Below are 20,168 nucleotides of genomic sequence, written 5' to 3'. Positions count from 1 at the left end.
GAGCCAAATCACCTGCTTTCACAAGCGAATTTCCCCCAAATTCATTACACTGCCAGCGATCTTTTCTATCGGGAGTGCAGTGGCAGTATGGAAATATTGATCCTGTTTGGATTGATTTTGCTCAATGGCGTCTTTGCCATGTCGGAAATCGCCATTGTTACCGCACGCAAGGCCCGCCTCGGCAAGATGGCGAGCGAAGGGAGTCGTTCTGCTGCCATAGCCCTCAGACTGAGCGAAGATCCGACCAACTTCCTCTCCGCCGTCCAGATAGGCATTACCAGCATAGGTCTGCTCAACGGCATCTACGGCGAATCACTGCTGGCCCAACCGCTGGCGCTCTGGCTGCAGGAGTGGGGCATGGCCGCCAAGAGCAGCAGCATGCTTGCGACCGTGCTGGTGATCGTCATCGTCACCTACCTCTCCATCGTTGTCGGTGAACTGGTGCCCAAACGCCTCGGTCAGCTCAACGCCGAACGCCTCGCCTGTCTGGTCGCGCGCCCCATGATGTGGCTGGCTGCCGTCACCCGCCCCTTCGTCTGGCTGCTGTCGGCCTCCACCAACGCCAGCCTGCGTATTCTCAGGGCCAAGCAGGATGGTGGTGCCAACGTGACCCAGGAGGAGATCCACGCCATGCTGGCGGAGGGTTCGGAAGCCGGGGTCATCGAAGATCATGAACACACTATGCTGCGCAACGTGTTTCGTCTCGACGAACGCAGTCTGGCCTCCCTGATGGTGCCGCGCAGCGACATCCGTTATCTGGATCTCGCGCTGCCACTGGAGGTGAATCTGCAGCGCCTGGTGGAATATCGCCACAGCTGCTTCCCCGTCTGTGATGGCAGCCTTTCCGACCTGGTGGGCATCATCAACGTCAGCAAGGTGCTGCACGCCTACATCAAGGGGGAGCCAATCGATCTGGCGGCCCTGACCCAGGATGGCAGCCTGTTGCCGGAGACCCTCAACGGACTCGAGCTGCTCAATCATTTTCGCACCCACGCCGAGCACATGGTGCTGGTAGTGGACGAATATGGCGAGTTGCAGGGGCTGGTCACTCAGCAGGATCTGCTGGAGACGCTGGCAGGCGATTTTCAGCAGGAAGACAGTGAAGATAACTGGGCATTCCAGCGAGCCGACGGCAGCTGGCTGCTGGACGGCCTCATTCCCCTGCCGGAGTTGAAAGACTGCCTGGGACTGGCTCAACTGCCGGAAGAAGAAAAACATCACTACCACACCCTCGGAGGGCTTATTATGCTGCTCCTTGGCCGTGTTCCCAGGATCGGAGATCTGGTCACACTGGGACAGTGGCAACTGGAAATTGTTGACATGGATGGTCTGCGCATCGACAAGGTGATCGCTATGCCTTTGCTCGATCAACCCAGCTAACCTGCGGAGTTTGCAAGAATGGAGCAGTTTTACCAACTGGCTCACGCCTTTATGCATCAGGATCTGGTGACCTTGTCCGATCCCAAAATGGCCTTTATGGTCTGCGGCGTGTTATTGACGTTTCTGGTGCTGGAGAATGGCTTCATCCCTACCGCCTTCTTGCCCGGTGATAGCCTGCTTATCCTCACGGGGGTACTCATCTATCAGGATGTGCTCTCCCTGAGCATAGTGCCGCTACTTATCCTGGCTACCTTCGTCGGTACCTGGCTGGGCTATATGCAGGGTCGCTTCCTCGGCCACACCCAGATGTACCATCGTCTCTTGTCCCATGTGGAAGAGAGGCACAAGGAGAAGGTCTTCTATTTGCTGGACAAGTACGGCATCCTGACCCTGATCACTGCCCGCTATATTGCTTTCGTACGCACTGCCTATCCCTATATCGTCGGGGCGACCGAGATCCCCCAGGGACGCTTTCTCATCGTCAATCTGATCAGCTCCATCATGTGGATCTGCCCGCTGGTCGGGCTGGGTTACTATCTGAGCCACACCAAGCTTGCAGCCCAGTATGAGTCACAGTTTCTCAGCATCATTCTCTACCTGCCGCTGGTGCTCTTGCTGGGGGGCATTGTCGCCCTGCTCTGGCGCTGGCTGAGCAAACGCAAAGCCGTTCTCCCACGGGATTGAGTCAAACGAACAGAGCCATCGCAAGATGGCTCTTTTTTTTACCAAAATAGTGGCGAATTCCCACGGGCACCCTTGTAAAACCAGAGTAAAAATGCGTGAATCTAGCGCCTTTTTTTCGATGTAAACGGAGTCGGTAGTATGCGGTGTCGGGTTAGCGCAATGGCGCTGGTATATGCATTGGTTGGACTGCTGGGTTTGCCAGCAGCATTGGCTGCCCCCAACCCGGCCAAACTGCAACTGCGATCGAGCAGTGCCCTTGTAGTGGACGTCAACACGGGCAAGACTCTGTATCAGAAGAACGCCACCCGGGTTCGGCCGATCGCCTCGCTGACCAAGCTGATGACGGCGCTGGTGGTACTGGAGGGGCGACAGAACCTCAACCAGACCCTGACCATAGATCAGAATGACAGGGACAACGTCAAGCACACCTATTCACGCATCCGTTTCGGCACCAAGGTGACGCGTCGTGATGCCCTGCATTTGACCTTGATGTCCTCCGAAAACCGCATGGCTTCGGCCCTGGCACGCCACTATCCCGGCGGCCGCCAAGCCTTCATCCGCGCCATGAACAACAAAGCCAGACAGCTTGGCATGCGCAACAGCCGCTTCCACGACTCCACCGGCCTGTCGACGCGCAACGTCTCCACCGCCCAGGATCTGGCCAAACTCGTCTCCGCCGCCTATCGCCAGCCACTGATCCGCCAGTTCACTCAGGATGCAAACCGGGATATGCGCTTCAGTACCCCCGCCTATCGCCTGATGTTCAACAACACCAACCCGCTGGTGAAGAACCCTGACTGGGGTGTGCGCCTCTCCAAAACGGGCTTCACCGATGAGGCAGGCCGCTGTCTGGTGATGCGCGCCAAACCCGACAGCCGTGAGCTGGCCATAGTACTGCTCAACTCTGTGGGCAAGCGCACCCCCATCGGCGATGCCAACCGCATTCGCAAATGGCTGAAAAGCTGAGTCTCTGAACAGGTGTGAGAAAAAGGATGCTGCGGCATCCTTTTTTATTGGCCGCAGCTCTACGGGTCTCGTCACGTCGAGCCTGCCACGCTTGCCCATCGGCTTGGCTCATCCCGCTATTTGGCAGAGGAGCGCAGAATGGCGCTAGGGTGCAAGGTATTCAGGGGCATCAGCAAGACGAGGGGTACGCAGGGGTGAGGCCGGGTGGAAACCCATAGATGAGGGGAGAGAAAGGGGACGATTGGTCATGTTGCCAGGCATCAAGGGCTGTCTGGCCAGACCCGGCACATAAAAAAACAGCCCCGACCTAAGTCGAGGCTGTCTGTATGGTGCGCCCGGGAGGATTCGAACCTCCGACCACCTGGTTCGTAGCCAGGTACTCTATCCAGCTGAGCTACGGGCGCTCATCAACTTTTGGTACTGCTCAAAATGGTGCGCCCGGGAGGATTCGAACCTCCGACCACCTGGTTCGTAGCCAGGTACTCTATCCAGCTGAGCTACGGGCGCTCACAAACTTTTGGTACTGCTCAAAATGGTGCGCCCGGGAGGATTCGAACCTCCGACCACCTGGTTCGTAGCCAGGTACTCTATCCAGCTGAGCTACGGGCGCTCACAAACTTTTGTGTACTGCTCAAAATGGTGCGCCCGGGAGGATTCGAACCTCCGACCACCTGGTTCGTAGCCAGGTACTCTATCCAGCTGAGCTACGGGCGCCCTGATTTAAAACGATAAAAAAAGCTTACTTATCAGTAAGCCTTTTCCAAAGTGTCGACTTGCTGATGGTCAACACATGACTCTTGCTTGAGTCGTAATATGGTGCGCCCGGGAGGATTCGAACCTCCGACCACCTGGTTCGTAGCCAGGTACTCTATCCAGCTGAGCTACGGGCGCAAATGGCGGAGAAGGGGGGATTCGAACCCCCGATGCGGGTATAAGCCGCATACTCCCTTAGCAGGGGAGCGCCTTCAGCCTCTCGGCCACCTCTCCGTTTGCGGGGCTGATAATACTTCACAGGGATTTTTAGTCAAACACTTTTTTGGAGAAAAAAGCGTGTTCGCTCAGCATTTGGACAAAGCGTGGAATATTCAAACAATATCGGCACTTACCCCGCAGTTTAGTGCCTTGCAGGGCCATTTCAGACGCGCAAAAAAACAAAAGGCGACACAACCAGTGTCGCCTTAAAGCAGCTATCGATGCGGCTTAGAAATTCGGTTGGCCCGGCACTTTCTCGGCCTGTATCCGCATGTAGATCTCTTCACGGTGTACGGAGACCTCTTTCGGTGCGTTAACACCGATACGAACCTGATTGCCTTTAACGCCCAGTACGGTGACAGTCACTTCGTCACCAATCATCAGGGTTTCCCCTACACGACGAGTCAAAATAAGCATTCGCTTGCTCCTGTATCCTGTTTTGTATTTATATCGATATGCGACATTATCTTACAAAGATACCGATATGGTAAATGGTTGAAACTAAATCAATCAGGGATTGTTCCCCAAGGGCTGCTCATGAGGCTCATTATCCAGCCCGAAAGCGGCGTGCAAGGCGCGCACGGCCAGCTCCAGGTACTTCTCGTCAATCACCACGGATATTTTGATTTCAGAGGTGGAAATCAACTGCATGTTGATCCCCTCCTCGCCCAATACCTTGAACATGGTGCGGGCGACACCGGGGTGGTTCCACATGCCGACACCGACAATGGACACCTTGGCTATCTCGCCGTTGCCCTGCACGCAGGCGGCCCCCAGTTCACTGGCGGTCTCCTCCAGCAAGGCGCGCGCCCGGCGATAGTCATCGCGATTCACCGTAAAGGTGAAGTCGGCTGTGCCATCTCCCAGCGTGTTCTGCACTATCATGTCGACATCTATGTTGGCGTCGCTGATCGGATTCAGGATCTGCGCCGCAACTGTGGGCCTGTCCGGCACACCCAGAATGGTCAGACTGGCCTCGTTGCGATTGAAGGCTATCCCGGATACCAGGGGAGCTTCCATCCTCTCACCTCCATATGTGATTAAGGTTCCCTCTCCATCGACAAAGCTCGACAGCACCCGTAGTGGTACGCGGTACTTGCCCGCGAACTCCACCGAACGGATCTGCAGCACCTTGGCCCCCAGGCTCGCCATCTCCAGCATCTCCTCGAAGGTGATGGTGGAAAGACGACGGGCCTTGGGCTCGATGCGCGGATCCGTGGTATAGACCCCATCCACATCGGTAAAGATCTGGCATTCATCGGCCTTGATGGCCGCGGCTACCGCTACTGCCGTGGTATCAGACCCACCGCGCCCCAGGGTCGTGATGGCATTGTGCTCATCACGGCCTTGGAAACCGGCGATCACCACCACCTTGCCCGCCCCCAGTTCAGCCTGAACCTGTTCGGTGTCGATGTGGGTGATACGTGCCTTGCCATAGGCGGAGTCGGTATGAATGCGTACCTGATCGCCGGTCATAGAGACCGCAGCGCAACCGCGTTTGTTCAACGCGATCGCCAGCAGCGCTATGGTGACCTGCTCACCGGTGGAGACGAGCACATCCATCTCGCGCCGGTTGGCATCAGGATCCAGCCGCTGGGCCATACCCAGCAACCGGTTGGTTTCCCCCGACATGGCAGAGACCACTACCACCACGTCGTGCCCCTGGGCGCGGGTCAGTTGAACCCGCTCAGCCACCGCCTCGATCCGCTCCAGCGTGCCGACCGAGGTGCCGCCGTACTTCTGTACATAGAGTGCCACAGATCACCTCGCCCTTTTACAGGCGCTCTTCCAGCCAGGAGTGAACGGATTGCAGTGCCGCAGGCACAGCTTCCGGCTGAGTGCCACCCGCCTGAGCCATGTCAGGACGACCACCACCCTTGCCACCCACCTGCTGGGCCACCAGATTGACCAGCTCACCGGCCTTGACCTTGCCGGTCAAATCGCTGGTCACGCCGGCGATCAGGTTGACCTTGTCATCGCTGCTTGTTGCCAGCAACACAACACCGGACTTCATCCGGTTTTTCAGCTCATCCAGCATGCCACGCAGTGACTTGGGATCCGCCCCTTCCAGCGCCGCTATCAGCACCTTCTGACCGTTGATCTCGATCACCTGGCTCAACAGGTCGCTACCAGCCTGGGCGGCCAGCTTGGCCTTGAGCTGCTCCAGCTCGCGCTCCATCATCTTGGACTTGTCCAGTATCTGGCGCACTTTATCGGCGATGGAGAACTGATCCCCCTTCACCAGAGCCGCTGCCTCTTCGATCTGCTCACCCATCTGGTGCATGAAATCGATGGCGCCCTTGCCGGTCACGGCTTCGATGCGACGCACACCGGCGGCAATGCCGCTCTCGGCGATGATCTTGAAGAAGCCGATGTCACCGGTACGCTTGGCGTGAGTACCGCCGCACAGCTCGGTGGAGTAGTCGCCCATGCGCACTACGCGCACGTCGTCTTCATATTTTTCACCAAACAGCGCCATGGCACCGGCCGACTTGGCCGCTTCCAGATCCATTACCTGGGTAGCGATGTCGTGGTTGGCACGGATCTGGGCATTGACCAGCTCCTCGACCCGACGAATGGTCGCCATGGTCAGCCCTTCGAAGTGGGAGAAATCGAAGCGCATGCGCTCAGCCCCCACCAGAGACCCTTTCTGAGTCACGTGATCCCCCAGCGCCTGGCGCAGGGCTGCGTGCAGCAGGTGAGTCACAGAGTGGTTCAGGGCCACAGCCTGACGACGCTCGCCATCGACAACGGCTTCGACCAGGGCGCCTTTCTCCAGGGTACCCAGCTCCAGATAACCCTTGTGGATGATGGCCTTGCCCGCTTTCTGGGTATCGGTCACGGCGAAGATGCCGTCATCTACCTTGAGCACGCCGCAATCACCCACCTGACCACCTGACTCGGCGTAGAAGGGAGTCTCGGCCAGTACCACTACGGCTTCTTCACCGGCGATGAGGCCATTCACTTCGACGCCATCCTTGTAGATGCCGACGACGCTGGTTTTCTGGCTCAGCTGCTTGTAACCGGTAAACGGGGTCTCGAAGTCCAGCTTGAGCACCTCGTTGTAGTTCACACCAAAGCTGGAGGCCTCTTTCGCGCGGGCGCGCTGCTTCTCCATCTCGGCATTGAAGCCCTCTTCGTCGATGCCGATCTCGCGCTCGCGCACCACGTCGGCGGTCAGGTCAGCCGGGAAGCCGTAGGTGTCATACAGCTTGAACACCACCTCGCCAGGTATGACCTTGGCATCACCCAGATTGGCCAGCACGTCTTCCAGCAGCAGCAGGCCGCGATCCAGGGTGCGGACGAACTGCTCTTCCTCGATGCGCAGCACGCGCTCGACCAGCGGCAGCTGGGCAATCAGCTCGGCGCCCACGTCTTTCATCTGCACCGCCAGTTCGGCAGCCAGCTTGTAGAAGAAGACGTCGGTGGCACCCAGCTTGCGACCGTGACGCACGGCGCGACGGATAATGCGGCGCAGCACATAGCCACGACCTTCGTTGGACGGCATGACGCCGTCAGCGATCAGGAAGGCGCAGGAGCGGATGTGGTCGGCGATGACGCGCAGGGACTGATTGCTGAGATCGGTAGTGCCGACGATCTCGGCCGCTTTCTTGATCAGCGCCTGGAAGATGTCGATCTCGTAGTTGGAGTGCACGCCCTGCATGATGGCGGAGATACGCTCCAGACCCATGCCGGTATCCACGGATGGACGGGGCAGCGGTTCCATGGTGCCGTCAGCCTGACGGTTGAACTGCATGAACACCACGTTCCAGATCTCGATGAAACGGTCGCCATCTTCTTCCGGTGAGCCGGGAGGGCCACCCCAGATGTGATCGCCGTGGTCATAGAAGATCTCGGTGCAGGGGCCACACGGACCTGTATCACCCATCTGCCAGAAGTTATCGGAAGCAAAGGCTGCCCCTTTGTTGTCACCGATGCGCACTATGCGCTCAACCGGCACACCCACTTCGTTTGCCCAGATATTGAAGGCTTCATCGTCCGTTTCATACACGGTTACCAGCAAGCGCTCTTTGGGCAGCTGGAGAGTACCGGTCAGGAATTCCCAGGCAAAACGAATGGCGTCCTGCTTGAAGTAGTCACCGAAGCTGAAGTTGCCCAGCATTTCGAAGAAGGTGTGGTGACGAGCGGTATAGCCGACGTTTTCCAGGTCATTGTGTTTACCACCGGCACGAACACAACGCTGGGAAGTGGTTGCCCGATTGTAGGCACGCTTGTCTGCACCAAGGAACACATCCTTGAACTGGTTCATGCCTGCGTTGGTAAACAACAGGGTCGGGTCGTTATGCGGTACCAGCGAGCTGGAAGAGACAACCTGGTGCCCCTGAGAGCGGAAATACTCGAGAAACGCAGCGCGTATCTCTGACGTGGACATATACATGGAAAATCCTGCTTGATTCGAATACGGACTTTTAACCGCATTAATGTAAGTTTTCTGCGGGGTAAAGTAAAACGTGCCAGCTGGTCACGGGTGAAAAAGTGCGCATAAATGTGTGTTGGCGGGCAATGGAGGCAGACAAGCCGTTTTTGCAGAGAAATTACGGCCACACGCGGGGGAATATTCGTGGCAAAACGGGTCGGTGAGCCTACAGAAAAAAGGAACCCACCCTCAATACCCGGACGTGGACCTGCCGTTCGAACTGTGCACCGCTTGGTGGCTTGATGTGACGCGACCTGTGGCCTCATAGGCTGACTGGCGGTCACCCAGAACAATGCAGGAACAAGGCCTGTATCGGGATAATGGCGCAATCAGCACGGTTGATGGCATGCCGCTTCCAGATCAATCGTCTTGAGTTTCGCTCTCCATCATGGTCGCGATGGCATAACGGGCCTGATCCTGATTAAACCCGCGTCCCAGCAGATACTTGAGCCACTTCATCCGCAGTTTGAAGTCTCCCAGATCGCAGACTCTGGCTCGTCGCTCAAGCAGGGCAAGAGCCAGCTCGAACCAGTCCAGTTCAGGTTGATCGAACGCGGCCTCTATCTGGCCATCGTCCAGCCCCTTGCGACGCAGCTCAAAGCGGATCTTGATGGGACCATGACCCTTGGCAGCACCAGATCGCACCGCCATGGCGCCATAACGCTCGTCATTGACCCAGTTATACCCTCGGCAGTAGTCGACGACAGCGCAGGCGACATCTTCGTTGAAGCCCTGCTGGCGCAGCCGGTTGGCCAGTTCAGACTCGGCGCTCTCACGGCGAGCCAGACTGCGCATGGCAAAAGCGCGGGCGGCAGCAAACTGCTCTTCGAAGGAGGGTTCAGTGGGTTCGCAGTTAGGTGTATCAGTCATAAATGACAAGGCCGGGGGTTAGCCCGGCCTCACTGTTATTCGAACTCTTGTTCGCTTTCGGCTTCGAGCTCGTCGGCATCCGCCACGACCGGCTTCTCGGCCGGCGCATCACCGGAGAGCAGCAACTCACGCAGTCTGGCTTCCACCTCGGCCGCCATCACCTTGTTCTCGGTGAACAGCTTCATCACGTTGGCCTTGCCCTGACCTATCTTCTCGCCGTTGTAGCTGTACCAGGCACCGGCCTTGTCGATCAGCTTGTGCTTGACGCCGAGATCCACCAGCTCACCTTCCTTGGAGATACCGACACCATAGAAAATCTGGAATTCAGCCTGCTTGAAGGGAGGGGCAACCTTGTTCTTCACCACCTTGACGCGGGTCTCGTTACCGACCACTTCGTCACCTTCCTTGATGGCGCCGATGCGACGGATGTCCAGACGCACTGAGGCGTAGAACTTGAGCGCGTTACCACCGGTAGTGGTTTCCGGGCTGCCGAACATGACACCAATCTTCATCCGGATTTGGTTGATGAAGATACAGAGGCAGTTGGCGTTCTTGATGTTGGCGGTCAGCTTGCGCAGCGCCTGAGACATCAGACGAGCCTGCAGGCCGACGTGGGAATCACCCATCTCGCCTTCGATTTCTGCTTTCGGCGTCAGAGCGGCCACCGAGTCGACGATGATGACGTCAACGGCGTTGGATCGCACCAGCATGTCGCAGATTTCCAGCGCCTGCTCACCGGTATCCGGCTGGGAGATCAGCAGGTCATCGACGTTGACGCCCAGCTTGGCTGCATAGATGGGGTCGAGGGCGTGTTCCGCATCGATAAAGGCACAGACCTTGCCTTTCTTCTGGGCTTCCGCAATCACTTGCAGGGTGAGGGTGGTTTTACCGGAAGATTCCGGGCCATAGATCTCGACGATACGGCCGCACGGCAGACCGCCGATACCCAGCGCCACGTCCAGGGAGAGGGAACCGGTAGAGATGGCTTCGATATCCATGGTCTTGCTGTCGCCCAGACGCATGATGGAGCCTTTGCCGAACTGCTTTTCAATCTGACCCAGCGCAGCCGCCAGTGCCTTCTGTTTGTTCTGATCCATGCCAATCTCCGCTGGAAATCGTGAGTAATAAGTGAAGTTGGGCTAAGTATACTGTCTATTCATACAGTATCAAGCCCAATTTATCTGAGCAGGGCCAAGAGTCCGGACAAGGCCTGTCTGACCGCCTGCTGGCGCACCTGACGCCGGTCACCGTCGAAACGGGCCAGCAGGGAGTGATGGCGGCCACCCTGTTCCGCCCAGGCGAACCAGACGGTACCGACAGGTTTGTCTTCGGTTGCACCACCCGGGCCTGCGATACCACTGATGGCCACGCTGATGGCGGCCGACGAGTGGGCCAAGGCGCCACGGGCCATCTCAAGCACCACGGCCTCGCTTACGGCGCCGTGCTGCTGCAGACTCTCGTCACTCACCCCCAGCATCTGCTGCTTGGCTTGGTTGGTATAGGTGACGAAGCCGCGATCGAACCAGCCAGAGCTGCCGGCAATGTCGGTGATGGCCGTTGCCACGCCACCGCCGGTACAGGATTCGGCGGTAGCCGCCAGCCAGCCTCGCTGGCCCAGGGCCTTGCCCAGTTCGGTGGCGAGGTGCTCTATCTCTGCGTCCAGTTTCATCCCGGCTCCCTAGCTCATTGAGGAGGCTCATTATGCGATCCTGCCGCCATCCCCCGCAACCGCAGCAGGGCAGCAGCCCGCCTTGCCCGTCCCAGCACGGACATACTGGCAGCCTGATGTCATTCGTTCAGAGCTCATCATTGCGCCAATGGGCGGGAAAACGGGAGGAAAGCCTGAGTCACGGCAGACATAGATCAAGGTGATGATGAAATATCTGCCGCCATCATAAGGCGATGGAGCCAATAAAACAGTTTTCGACTATATATCAACTGGTTGAAATCAATACAGCCAGCCAGGCTCAACGTGATCGGCACCGCTATCACAACAAACGCACAGTGCTATCGTGATGCCAACCACACTTTCCTGTGGATGCAATGGCTGTTAACATGCCGCCTCCATGATTAATTTATGCTCTGGCGTGACTGTAACGCCGCCTTAACCCCTCCTTAGCGGCTGCTGCCGCCAGACTCTGGTCATCCCAACCGGAGCGCTTTTGTTTACCCCTTGAATACCAACAAAACTATCTGTTCATGCCCTCACTCCATCTGACTTCAGGTTGGTGGATGCGTGCGGCTATGGACACATAACAAGCGAGAAAATCCCGAATGCTAGAACGTGCAAGACAAGAGTGGTTCTCCAACATCCGTGGCGACCTGCTGGCCGGTACAGTGGTGGCGCTGGCGCTGATCCCGGAGGCCATCGCCTTCTCCATCATCGCCGGCGTTGATCCCAAGGTCGGCCTGTATGCCTCCTTCTGTATCGCTGTCGTCATCGCCTTCGTCGGTGGCCGCCCGGGCATGATCTCCGCCGCCACCGGCGCCATGGCGCTGCTGATGGTGACCCTGGTCAAAGATCATGGTCTGCAATATCTGCTGGCCGCCACCCTGCTGACCGGCCTCTTCCAGATAGCGGCGGGTTACCTGAAGCTGGGCAGCCTGATGCGGTTTGTCTCTCGCTCCGTGGTCACCGGCTTCGTCAATGCGCTGGCGATCCTCATCTTCATGGCCCAGTTGCCGGAGCTGACCAACGTCACCTGGCAGGTCTATGCCATGACGGCAGCCGGGCTTGGCATCATCTATCTGTTTCCACTCATTCCCGTGGTGGGCAAGCTGGTTCCCTCCCCGCTGCTCTGCATCGTCATACTGACGGCGATTGCCATCACAATGGGTATCGATATCCGCACCGTGGGTGACATGGGCGAACTGCCTGATACCCTGCCCATCTTCCTGTGGCCAGAAGTCCCCCTCAACTTCGAGACGCTGGCCATCATATTCCCCTATTCTGCGGCGCTTGCAGTCGTTGGTCTGCTCGAATCCATGATGACGGCGGCCATTGTCGATGACCTGACCGATACCCAGAGCGATCGCAATCGCGAGTGCAAGGGCCAGGGGATCGCCAACATAGGCGCGGGTCTGATGGGCGGCATGGCGGGGTGCGCCATGATTGGCCAGTCGATCATCAACATCAAATCCGGCGGCCGTGGCCGTCTCTCCACATTTTTCGCAGGCACCCTGCTGATCCTGATGGTGGTGTTCATGGATGAGTGGATCCGCCAGATCCCCATGGCGGCACTGGTGGCCGTGATGATCATGGTCTCTATCGGTACCTTCTCTTGGGAGTCGGTTCGCAATCTCAAAAAGCACCCGCTCTCCACCAATATAGTGATGGTCGCGACAGTGGCCGTGGTCGTGGCTACCCATAACCTGGCACTCGGGGTATTTGTCGGTGTGCTGCTGGCGTCCCTGTTCTTCGCCAACAAGGTCGCTCGCTTCATGCTGGTCAAGAGCGACAGTGAGCGCAGTGGCGAGGTGCGCACCTATCAGGTGCGGGGCCAGGTTTTCTTCGCCAGTGCCGAGCAATTCTTTGCCGGTTTCGATTTCAAGGAAGTGCTGGACAAGGTGGTGATAGATCTGACCCATGCCCATTTCTGGGACATCACCTCCGTCACGGCACTGGACAAGGTGGTCATCAAGTTCCGTCGTGAAGGAACCGACGTGGAACTCATTGGCCTGAACGAAGCGAGCGCCACCATAGTCGACCGCTTCGGTGTGCACGACAAACCCGAAGAAGTTGAAAAGCTGCTGGCTGGCCACTGATAACAAGAAGGGATTTACCATGACACGAATTTTTGCCTGTATCGATGGCTCCAATGCCATGACGGCGGTATGCGACGCAGCCGTTTGGGCCAGCGCCACGACCGACTTGCCAGTCACCCTGCTGCATGTGCTGGAAAAGAACGAGTTTGAAGGGCAAGCCGATCTCTCCGGCAACATTGGCCTGGGCAGCCGTGAGCACCTGCTCAAGGAGCTCGCCGAGCTGGATCATCAACGCAGCCGTCTCGCCCAGGAGCAGGGACGCATCTTGCTCAAGAGCGGCCAGGCGTATCTGGCTGGCTTGGGGATGACAGAGGTCGATACCCTGCAACGCCACGGGCAACTGGTGGAGGCGGCCCAGGTGCTGTCACCCGGGATGCGTATGATGATCATGGGCAAGAGAGGGACGACCCACTCCCATGATCACGACCTGATTGGCAGCAATATCGAGAACGTCATCCGCACCCTGGCCAATCCCATCATGGTGGTGCAGCCGGGATTTGAGGCGCCAGGCCGCTTCCTGTTTGCCTATGACGCCAGCCCGACCGCCAAAAAGGTGCTGGAGTTGATCGCAAGCAGTCCCCTGCTCAAAGGACTTGAATGTGACCTGGTGATGGTCGCCGAGCCGAGTGACGAGCACGAGCGTCAGCTGGCGCAGGCCAAACAGGTATTGAAGAGTGGCGGCATCAGGGTCGAAGCCAAACTGCTTCAGGGAGAGGTTGTCTCCGGGATTTGTCAGTATGCCACCGAGATGGGGATCAACCTTATCGTCATGGGGGCTTACGGTCATTCACGGATCAGGCAATTCATCGTGGGCAGTACCACCACTGGCATAGTGAAAACCACGCAGGCATCCGTTCTGCTGCTGCGATAACGCTGTTATTGGCAACTCATGATGAGGGGAACTGCGGTTCCCCTTTTTTATGGCGCTATCTTGTGCTCATGGCACACGGGAAACCGGATCGCAGTGTGCGTCAAGCTCAACACCTTACAGTCAGACATACTGCACCTTTCCCTTCTGACGAAACCTCGGCACTCATCAGAACAGACCAGCGGTGGCTTGCATCCATCGACTCGCGAGAGCAGACTGTTTGGCCTTGTTTTGACTCAAGGCAACCAACATGACTCCTGCCATCAACCTGCTGAAAAAGCTCAAGATACCCCACAAGCTCTACCCCTATGAGTGCGATGCTCACGACGATTTCGGCAAGCACGCCGCGACCCGGCTCGGCCTGCCGGAAGCCCAGGTGTTCAAGACCCTGATCGCCCATCATGACAAGCAGGCAGTGGTGGCCATAGTGCCTTCATCCGGCATGTGCAGTCTCAAACAGCTGGCCAAGGCCACGGGTTTGAAAAAGGTGGAGATGATGACACCGGCGGAGGCCGAGAAGCTGACCGGTTACAAGGTGGGGGGCATCAGCCCGCTGGCCCAGAAGAAGTTGTTGCCAACCGTACTCGATGACTCCGCCATGGCGTTTGACGAGATCCTGGTGAGCGGCGGCAAACGCGGCCTCTCGGTCGGGGTGGCGCCGCAAGATATGCTGACGCTGATGAAATGGATTGCGGCCCCGATTGGTGAACACCAGGGGGACTAGTCAAAAAGAGAGGCCCAGGCCGGCCCTGAGCCTCTCCATGTCACTCGGCTTTCCCATGTGACAGGCGGTGGTCAGATCGGATAACCGCAGCAGCTGCCTGCCAGCCTCATCGAAGTTCTCCTCTGCCAACCAGCGCGCGAAACACGCCTGCAGGGCGGGCCACTCGCTGTCGATCACCGAGAACCAGGCGGTATCCCGACTGCGTCCCTTGTCTACCCTGTTCTGGCGAAATGTTCCCTCATAACTGAAACCGAGCCGCAGCGCCGCCCGCCAGGAGGGCTTGTTGAGGGCATTGCACTTCCACTCGTAGCGCCGGTAGCCGAGGGCAAAGGCGTTGGCCATCATCAGCGCCATGGCCGCCGTCGCCAGACGCGACTGTTGCAGGGCCGGCGAGAAGTGCAGCCAACCCACCTCAATGCTGCCCGCCTGGGGATCGATGCGCAGGTAGCTGGCGAGCCCCAGCGCCTTGCCGCTGTCGGCGTCCGTTTTTGCGTCTACTATGGCGTAGAACTGGGGATCAGCCTTGGCGACGCACTGTTGCAGCCAGGCCTGCATGGCCGCCTCATCGGCGAAGGGACCACTGGTGAGATAGGTCCACATGGCCCCACTGTCGGTGCCGAACGCCTGCCAGAGAGCGGGTCCGTGGCGCTCGGGATCCAGCGGCTCCAGCCGGCAGCCCCAGCCTGACAGCTGCTGATGGGGAGGAAACTCGGCCCCGTGCCAGTCGGGCAAGGGGACGCCAACCGCTTGGCCGAACTCGTTCAGATGATGATCAGCAGCCACAGGTCATTCCTCCTTCCAGCAAAACGCCCGCATCTTCACCGAGGGCGACGGCAAAGCCGTCCTGACGCCACCAGTGCAGGCCACCGATCAACTCCTTGACCTGAAAGCCCAGCGCCGCCAGTTTGTAGGCCCCTTGAGTCGAGCCGTTGCAGCCTATGCCATCGCAGTAGCAGACATAAACCTTGTCCCGCGCAAGGGTGGCCGTCGTCGCCGGATTCATGGAGCCATGGGGGAAAGAGACGGCCCCTGGAATATGCCCCAGCCGGTAATGCTGCGCGGAGCGGGTGTCGATGACGACGATGCGCTCTTCTTTTTCCAGCAGATCGGCAGCCAGGTCCGCCGGGTCGGTGCGAAATCTCAGCTGGGCTTCGAAAAAGGCGCTGGCGTCCATCGGGCTGGCAAGACCCGTACTCAATACATGACTCATGGTGAAGCTCCTTGTGGCTAAACCCGGAACCGGGTGGTGACGATGGTGTTGACCTGGCTGATGAGGTCGGAGGCCAATACATGGCTCATAGGGAAGCCTCCCTTGGCCACAATACGATTTGGGTGGTCACTGTGGTCCTGACCGAGTTGGCGATGAAGCACTCCTCGTGGGCCTGGTGGTGCAGTTGCTCCAGCTCGGCCAGGGTCGGCTGGCGTGCGCCGCCAAACAACACCTGCGGACGCAGGGTCACCCGGGTAATCGACTGACGCCCCCGTTCATCCGTCTCCATGATGCCAATCGCCTGATCCCGATAGCGGTCCACCAGATAGCCTTGCTTGGCCACCAGCCAGAGAAAGGTCAGCATGTGGCAGCTGGAGAGGGCGGCCACAAAGGCCTCCTCCGGATCGACGTGCTCGGCCACCGACCAGGGCAAGGGCACGACCTGAGGGGATGAAGAAGCGGCCACCCTGACGCCGCCGTCGAATTCCCATTGATGGGCCCGACTGTAGCGCTGATCGAGGAAGCGCTCGCTGGCACCTCGCTCCCAGCTGATGATGGCGCTGTATTCCGACATGCAGACTCCTTTCGTTGCCAATATGGTTGATCATGTTCCTTGCGCACCAATGTAACGGGATAATGGCCTTGCCACGCCGACCAATTTTGCCAATATGGGCAGACCAATTATGCCAAGCGCCGGAGATAGCCATGCCCGCTCTGCCAACCCTGTTTGCCACTCAGCAAGCCAGCGAGCTGCCGCTGCACGAGCAGCTGGTGCGCACCCTGCGCGGTGCCATCCTGGCCGGCCATCTGCCCCAGCACAGCCGGCTGCCCGCCAGCCGTATGCTGGCAGGGGATCTGGGGGTCTCCCGCAGCACGGTAGAGCTGGCTTATGGTCGGCTGGAGGCGGAAGGTTATCTGGTGCGCAAGGTGGGGGCCGGCAGCTTCGTAGCCCTGGCAGCGGTGTGCCCGGCGCCACGTCCGCCCCAGTCGGCGGCCGGACTCTCCCGCCGTGGTCAGGAGATGGCCGCAGGCGGCGCCTGTCATGACACCCCACAAGTCGGCACCTCGTTTGCGTCCAGTCAGCCGGACTCCCGCCTCTTCCCTCATGCGCTCTGGGGTCGGCTGATGCAGCAGCAGTGGCGTCAGCAAGGCGAACGCTGGATGAACTATGGCGACCCGCAAGGCTTGCCTGAGCTGCGGGCCACCATCAGCAGCTATCTGGTGCAGTCCCGCGGCGTGGTGTGCGAACCGGATCAAATCCTGATCCTCACCAGCTCCCAGCAGGGGATACTGCTGGCGACCCAGCTGCTCATCGATGCCGGTGATACCGTCTGGGTAGAGGATCCCGGCTACCCCGGGGCCCGTACCGCCATGGAGAGCGCCGGTGCCAGGGTCCACCCCGTACCAGTGGATAGAGAAGGGCTCAATGCGCAGGGAGAACACCCGACGCCCCGCCTCATCTATACCACACCGGCCCACCAGTACCCCCTGGGCGTGCCCATGAGTCTCGCCCGCCGAATGGCGTTGCTGAGGGAAGCCGAGCGTCACGGCGCCTGGATCCTGGAGGACGATTACGATGGGGAATATCAGTACGATCAGCGCCCGCTGCCCGCCCTGCAGGGGCTGGATAACCAGGGGCGAGTCATCTATGTGGGGACCTTCAGCAAGGTGCTGTTCGGTTCGTTGCGACTCGCCTATCTGGTGCTGCCAAGGCCGCTGATGAGTGCCTTCTGCCAGGCCAGGGCGGCCTTTGATGGCCACAGCAACCAGTTGCAGCAAGCGGTCACGGCGGACTTCATCCGCGCCGGTCATTTTGCCGCCCACCTGCGCCAAAGCCGCCTCATCTACCAGAGTCGGCGAGATCTGTTGCTGGCCGAGCTGGCCAGCAACTGCCCGCAGCTCACCCCCATCCACAGCGGCGCCGGGCTGCAATGCGCCGTACTGTTGCCCGCTGGCGGCGAGACCCGCTGGACCAACCCCGCCAATGCCCGGGGCATAGGTCTGCGTCCACTCGGCCAGTTCTACCTCGGCGAGCCAAATCTGGAGGGCTGGCTGCTCGGCTTTGGCGCCCTCGACAACCAGACACTGCGTCAACTCTGTCGGCAGCTGGGGAAGCTGCTGCATTCCTGCTGATCCTCCGCTTGCCCAAAGCCCCTGGTGGGCCACAGGCCAAGTACGGGGTCAGCGCGATTCGCGGCAGAGCGCGAGCCAGGCTTCGGCGGTGCGGGAGAGATAGCGATCGCTCGGCCAGATCACCCCGAGCCGCCAGCTGAGTTCAGGCAAAAGCGGCCGCAGCACCAGCCCGTCCGGTGTCAACCGACGGCAGATGGGTTCGGGCAAAAAGGCGACGCCCATGCCGCTGCGCACCATGGCGGTGAGAAAATCCCACTGGCTGCTGCGGGCCGCCACCTGGGGCACGAAGCCCGCCTGCTGGCATGCCTGCTCCAGCCGCTCGCTCAGGGTGAAGGCCTGGGTGTAGAGCAGGAAGGGTTCATCACGCAAATCCTCCAGCCGGATCTCGCTGCATGCGCGCCAGCGCGGCAAGTCAGGCAGCACCACCTGAATGGGATACTGATCCAGCTCCAGCGCACTCAGGGCCCCCCCCTCCCGAGTCGGCAGCATGGTGATGGCGAGATCCAGCTCCCCCGCCAGCACAGCCTGCTCGATGCGCCGACCACCATATTCGACGATGGAGAGCTCCACCTTGGGGTAGCGGCTGCGATAGGTACGAATGAGATCCGCATAGACGTGGCCCACCATGGGCGGTATGCCGAGAGCCAACCGGCCAAATTGCAGGCTCTGCAGATCGGCAAGCTCGGCCTCCAGCTGCTGCATCTCGGCCAGTATGGTCTGGGCCCGATTGAACAGCACCTGGCCGCTGTCGGTCAGGGTGAAGCGGCGCCCCTCGCGGTTGAGCAAGGGTTGGCCCAGCTCCTCCTCAATATTGCGGATCATCTTGCTGATGGTGGGCTGGGTGACGAACAGCTTCTCGGAGGCTCGGGTGAAGCTCTGCTCCCGCACCAGTTCCACAAAGTAACGCAGGGCTCGGATATCCATGGTGCTCTCTATGCTGGCTGGAACCTTAATCATGCCTCTTTGGCATGAATTTGATAATTTAAATTCATTTTTTGCAGGTTTAACCCGTCTCTATACTGTGAGCCAGTTCACAGAAAGACACCCATCATGAAAGCCCTCTGCATTCGCTGGTTCCAGACTCCCTTTCAAATCGCCCTGCTGGCCGCCATCTGGCTGCTGGCCGATGCGGCGGTACGTACCTTCCACCTGCCGTTGCCCGCCAACCTCACCGGCATGCTGGCGCTGCTGGTCCTGATCCTGCTCGGCGTGGTCAAGACCCAGTGGTTCAGCGCCGGTGCCCGCTGGCTGCTGGCCGAGATGCTGCTGTTCTTCGTGCCGGCCGTGGTGGCCGTGGTCAACTATCAGGATCTGCTGTTGCAGGAGGGGTGGCGCATCATGCTGGTCTTGCTGATCAGCACCACTCTGGTGCTGGGCACCACTGCGCTGGTGGTGGACAGGGTCTATCGCCTCGAACTGAAGCTCGCCCGCCGGAGTCGCCGCCATGTCTGATACCCTGCTCGGCCTGCTCTGCTTCGCCCTTACCCTGCTGTTCTACTACGCCAGCAAATGGCTCTATGGTCGCAAGCGCATACTGCCCCTGATGCCGCTGCTGCTGGCGCCCACCCTGCTGGTGGCCGTGGTGCTGCTGTTTCACATCCCCTATCAGGACTACATGGCTCAATCCCACTGGCTGCTCTGGTTGCTGGGACCGGCCACCGTCGCCTTCGCCGTACCCGTCTATGAGAACCGCCAGCTGATCCACCGGCACTGGCTCTCCCTCTCGGTAGGCGTCGTCGCCTCCGTCATCATGGCCGTGGGCAGCACAGTGCTGCTGGCGCGCTGGTTGCACCTCTCCGACATGTTGCAGCGCAGCCTGGCGATGCGCTCCATCACCACACCGTTCGCGGTGGAAGCGACCCGCGCCATCGGCGGCCAGACCGATCTCACAGCGCTGTTTGTGGTGCTGACCGGGGTGATCGGTATGGCGGTGGGGGAGAGCGTGCTCACCCTGCTCGCCATTCGCAGCCGCCTCGGCAAGGGGGCCGGTTTCGGCGCCTCGGCCCATGGCGCCGGTACCGCCAAGGCGTACCAGATGGGTAACGAGGAGGGCGTCGTCTCCAGCATGGTGATGATGATAGCGGGCATGGTGACTGTGCTGCTCGCCCCACTGCTCGGCCGGATGTTCTGGTAGCACGGGCAAACAGGCTGGGCACAC

At 59.4% G+C, this 20,168-nt stretch carries 19 protein-coding genes and 6 tRNA genes; 9 read left to right on the top strand and 16 right to left on the bottom strand.

Going from position 1 to position 20,168, the window contains the following annotated elements; genetic code table 11:
- The first annotated feature begins 87 nt into the window (after positions 1-87).
- From AACX78_RS02775 to pbpG, 3 genes are all read left to right on the top strand, one after another.
- The gene (locus AACX78_RS02775) at positions 88-1,380 is read left to right on the top strand and encodes a hemolysin family protein (RefSeq protein ID WP_159165313.1); all 1,293 of its coding nucleotides are present in this window, start codon (positions 88-90) and stop codon (positions 1,378-1,380) included.
- Positions 1,381-1,398: 18 nt separating this feature from the next.
- Complete coding sequence (locus tag AACX78_RS02770; RefSeq protein ID WP_021140999.1) at positions 1,399-2,064, top strand: DedA family protein; 666 nt, start codon at positions 1,399-1,401, stop codon at positions 2,062-2,064.
- 138 nt (positions 2,065-2,202) lie between these two features.
- On the top strand, positions 2,203-3,030 hold the full coding sequence (gene pbpG, locus AACX78_RS02765; protein ID WP_059114191.1) for a D-alanyl-D-alanine endopeptidase: 828 nt from the start codon (positions 2,203-2,205) through the stop codon (positions 3,028-3,030).
- Positions 3,031-3,357: 327 nt separating this feature from the next.
- On the opposite strand, the gene AACX78_RS02760 is transcribed toward pbpG, so the two are convergent.
- The 12 genes from AACX78_RS02760 to pncC form a co-directional block, all read right to left on the bottom strand.
- A tRNA-Arg gene (locus tag AACX78_RS02760) sits at positions 3,358-3,434 on the bottom strand.
- 26 nt (positions 3,435-3,460) lie between these two features.
- Positions 3,461-3,537: transfer RNA gene (locus tag AACX78_RS02755), tRNA-Arg, on the bottom strand.
- Positions 3,538-3,563: 26 nt separating this feature from the next.
- A tRNA-Arg gene (locus AACX78_RS02750) sits at positions 3,564-3,640 on the bottom strand.
- A gap of 27 nt (positions 3,641-3,667) precedes the next feature.
- A tRNA-Arg gene (locus AACX78_RS02745) sits at positions 3,668-3,744 on the bottom strand.
- Between the two features lie 100 nt (positions 3,745-3,844).
- Positions 3,845-3,921: transfer RNA gene (locus AACX78_RS02740), tRNA-Arg, on the bottom strand.
- Positions 3,922-3,924: 3 nt separating this feature from the next.
- Positions 3,925-4,017 (bottom strand) — tRNA-Ser (locus tag AACX78_RS02735).
- 213 nt (positions 4,018-4,230) lie between these two features.
- On the bottom strand, positions 4,231-4,419 hold the full coding sequence (csrA, locus tag AACX78_RS02730) for a carbon storage regulator CsrA (protein WP_005315760.1): 189 nt from the start codon (positions 4,417-4,419) through the stop codon (positions 4,231-4,233).
- Positions 4,420-4,512: 93 nt separating this feature from the next.
- Positions 4,513-5,760, bottom strand: coding sequence for an aspartate kinase (locus AACX78_RS02725; RefSeq protein WP_058395347.1), 1,248 nt, complete (start codon positions 5,758-5,760; stop codon positions 4,513-4,515).
- Positions 5,761-5,776: 16 nt separating this feature from the next.
- Positions 5,777-8,401: an alanine--tRNA ligase gene (gene alaS / locus AACX78_RS02720; RefSeq protein ID WP_021139425.1), complete on the bottom strand. Its 2,625-nt coding sequence runs from the start codon at positions 8,399-8,401 to the stop codon at positions 5,777-5,779.
- A gap of 399 nt (positions 8,402-8,800) precedes the next feature.
- The gene (locus AACX78_RS02715) at positions 8,801-9,310 is read right to left on the bottom strand and encodes a regulatory protein RecX (protein ID WP_159165312.1); all 510 of its coding nucleotides are present in this window, start codon (positions 9,308-9,310) and stop codon (positions 8,801-8,803) included.
- 35 nt (positions 9,311-9,345) lie between these two features.
- Positions 9,346-10,407: a recombinase RecA gene (gene recA, locus AACX78_RS02710; protein WP_021139427.1), complete on the bottom strand. Its 1,062-nt coding sequence runs from the start codon at positions 10,405-10,407 to the stop codon at positions 9,346-9,348.
- Positions 10,408-10,487: 80 nt separating this feature from the next.
- Positions 10,488-10,979, bottom strand: a complete 492-nt coding sequence (gene pncC / locus AACX78_RS02705; protein ID WP_058395350.1) for a nicotinamide-nucleotide amidase — start codon at positions 10,977-10,979, stop codon at positions 10,488-10,490.
- A 605-nt stretch (positions 10,980-11,584) separates the two neighbouring features.
- Here pncC and AACX78_RS02700 point away from each other — a divergent pair.
- The 3 genes from AACX78_RS02700 (at position 11,585) to ybaK (ending at position 14,667) form a co-directional block, all read left to right on the top strand.
- Positions 11,585-13,075, top strand: a complete 1,491-nt coding sequence (locus AACX78_RS02700) for a SulP family inorganic anion transporter (protein WP_021139429.1) — start codon at positions 11,585-11,587, stop codon at positions 13,073-13,075.
- A 19-nt stretch (positions 13,076-13,094) separates the two neighbouring features.
- Positions 13,095-13,946 carry a universal stress protein gene (locus AACX78_RS02695; protein WP_159165311.1) on the top strand — a complete coding sequence of 284 codons (852 nt, stop codon included), beginning with the start codon at positions 13,095-13,097 and terminating at the stop codon, positions 13,944-13,946.
- Positions 13,947-14,193: 247 nt separating this feature from the next.
- Positions 14,194-14,667, top strand: coding sequence for a Cys-tRNA(Pro) deacylase (ybaK, locus tag AACX78_RS02690; RefSeq protein WP_021139431.1), 474 nt, complete (start codon positions 14,194-14,196; stop codon positions 14,665-14,667).
- On the opposite strand, the gene AACX78_RS02685 is transcribed toward ybaK, so the two are convergent.
- The 3 genes from AACX78_RS02685 to AACX78_RS02675 all read right to left on the bottom strand — a co-directional run bounded on the left by AACX78_RS02685 (position 14,668) and on the right by AACX78_RS02675 (position 16,451).
- Positions 14,668-15,450 carry a GNAT family N-acetyltransferase gene (locus AACX78_RS02685; RefSeq protein ID WP_159165310.1) on the bottom strand — a complete coding sequence of 261 codons (783 nt, stop codon included), beginning with the start codon at positions 15,448-15,450 and terminating at the stop codon, positions 14,668-14,670.
- Entirely contained in the window at positions 15,440-15,877 is a 438-nt protein-coding gene (locus tag AACX78_RS02680) for a rhodanese-like domain-containing protein (RefSeq protein WP_113720610.1), read from the bottom strand. Before AACX78_RS02680 ends, AACX78_RS02685 begins: the two co-directional genes overlap by 11 nt.
- 85 nt (positions 15,878-15,962) lie before the next feature.
- Positions 15,963-16,451, bottom strand: a complete 489-nt coding sequence (locus AACX78_RS02675; RefSeq protein WP_159165309.1) for an OsmC family protein — start codon at positions 16,449-16,451, stop codon at positions 15,963-15,965.
- Between the two features lie 131 nt (positions 16,452-16,582).
- On the opposite strand from AACX78_RS02675, the gene pdxR reads away from it, so the two are divergent.
- Entirely contained in the window at positions 16,583-18,010 is a 1,428-nt protein-coding gene (pdxR, locus tag AACX78_RS02670) for a MocR-like pyridoxine biosynthesis transcription factor PdxR (RefSeq protein WP_159165308.1), read from the top strand.
- A 48-nt stretch (positions 18,011-18,058) separates the two neighbouring features.
- Here pdxR and AACX78_RS02665 read toward each other — a convergent pair whose 3' ends face one another.
- Entirely contained in the window at positions 18,059-18,934 is an 876-nt protein-coding gene (locus AACX78_RS02665; RefSeq protein WP_159165307.1) for a LysR family transcriptional regulator, read from the bottom strand.
- 126 nt (positions 18,935-19,060) lie between these two features.
- On the opposite strand from AACX78_RS02665, the gene AACX78_RS02660 reads away from it, so the two are divergent.
- Together AACX78_RS02660 and AACX78_RS02655 are read left to right on the top strand one after the other, a co-directional pair.
- Positions 19,061-19,462, top strand: a complete 402-nt coding sequence (locus AACX78_RS02660; protein ID WP_017412989.1) for a CidA/LrgA family protein — start codon at positions 19,061-19,063, stop codon at positions 19,460-19,462.
- Positions 19,455-20,144 carry an LrgB family protein gene (locus tag AACX78_RS02655; protein WP_005315798.1) on the top strand — a complete coding sequence of 230 codons (690 nt, stop codon included), beginning with the start codon at positions 19,455-19,457 and terminating at the stop codon, positions 20,142-20,144. The genes AACX78_RS02660 and AACX78_RS02655 overlap by 8 nt, the downstream gene beginning before the upstream one ends.
- Positions 20,145-20,168: the final 24 nt, after the last annotated feature.

The organism is Aeromonas sp. 9A, assembly GCF_963900955.1.
In the GTDB taxonomy this organism is placed as follows: Bacteria; Pseudomonadota; Gammaproteobacteria; order Enterobacterales; family Aeromonadaceae; genus Aeromonas; species Aeromonas salmonicida.
This window is presented reverse-complemented; position numbering and strand designations above follow the sequence as displayed.